This window comes from Dickeya sp. CFBP 2040, from assembly GCF_012273755.1.
Lineage (GTDB): Bacteria > Pseudomonadota > Gammaproteobacteria > Enterobacterales > Enterobacteriaceae > Dickeya > Dickeya poaceiphila.
This window is the reverse complement of sequence record NZ_JAAVXH010000077.1, coordinates 1-1,282: the sequence shown is the minus strand read 5'-3', so window position 1 is coordinate 1,282 and position 1,282 is coordinate 1. Positions and strand designations below refer to the sequence as shown.

The following is a 1,282-nucleotide window of genomic DNA, read 5'->3' as shown; positions in this document are numbered from 1 at the left end:
CCTGTCTCTCCTTCTCCTGTTCTCGTTCTTTTCCCCGCCCATCCCCTTTTGCCGGGCTTAGCCTCCTGGCATGAATAGAAGCGCGATAAAAGCGTTTTACGTACTGTTTATTACTTATGTTAAAGATGGATATACAAATCTGATTTTTTATGAAAGATTTTCAACCAAGCGGTTATGTGCTCGACATTACCCTGGAAAGTCGTTATCTTCAGCAGCCTAGAAGGCTAAACGTATAAACGTATAAACGTATGCAGTGAGGTTAAGGTTATGCCAATCCGGGTTCCTGATGAGTTGCCAGCTGTCAGCTTCTTGCTCAATGAAAACGTCTTTGTGATGACGTCTTCCCGCGCTAAAACACAGGAAATTCGGCCGTTGAAGGTGTTGGTGCTTAACCTGATGCCAAAGAAGATCGAAACGGAAAACCAGTTCTTGCGTTTGCTGTCGAACTCACCGCTGCAGATAGATATCCAACTATTGCGTATCGATAGCCGAGAGTCGAAGAACACGCCGGTAGAGCACCTCAACAACTTCTACTGCGATTTTGAAGATATCGAGCACGAGAACTTTGACGGCCTGATTGTGACCGGTGCACCGTTGGGATTGGTCGATTTTTGTGATGTGGTGTACTGGCCGCAGATTGAGCGGGTGGTTAAGTGGGCTAAAGAACATGTTACTTCCACCCTGTTTGTGTGTTGGGCGGTTCAGGCGGCACTGAATGTCCTGTACGGTATTCCCAAACTGACCCGCGAGGTGAAGTTATCTGGGGTATATTCGCACCTTACGCTGCAACCTCATGCCTTGCTGACGCGTGGTTTTGATGAAACTTTTCTGGCCCCGCATTCCCGTTATGCCGACTTTCCTTCCAGTGTTATCCGCGAGCATACCGATTTGGATATTCTGGTGGAGTCTGATGAAGCAGGAGCCTATTTGTTTGCCAGCAAGGACAAGCGGCTGGCGTTTGTTACCGGGCATCCGGAGTATGATGCACTGACATTGTCGGGTGAGTATTTCCGCGACTGTGAAGCTGGCCTTAATCCGGTGATTCCGGTGAATTACTTCCCGGATGATAACCCCCAAAAGACACCAAGGGCGACCTGGCGTAGTCATGGGCATCTGCTGTTTTCCAACTGGTTGAATTATTACGTTTACCAGATCACGCCATTCGATTTGCGCCATATGAATCCGACGCTAGATTGAGATTGATTCTCTCCCTGTCCTCTCTCTTGTCTGGGCGCCGTGAGGCGCCTTTTCTTTTTCCTGTTTTCATACGTTGGTACATCTC

General features: G+C 48.4%; 1 protein-coding gene. It reads left to right on the top strand.

The window, feature by feature from the left end:
• Positions 1-267 precede the first annotated feature (267 nt).
• On the top strand, positions 268-1,197 hold the full coding sequence (gene metA, locus Dpoa2040_RS10145; RefSeq protein ID WP_168641167.1) for a homoserine O-succinyltransferase: 930 nt from the start codon (positions 268-270) through the stop codon (positions 1,195-1,197).
• Positions 1,198-1,282: the final 85 nt, after the last annotated feature.

Excerpts from the sequence above, each read along its gene's own strand:
- metA (WP_168641167.1), top strand. The coding sequence starts at position 268 with ATGCCAATCCGGGTTCCTGATGAGTTGCCAGCTGTCAGCTTCTTGCTC.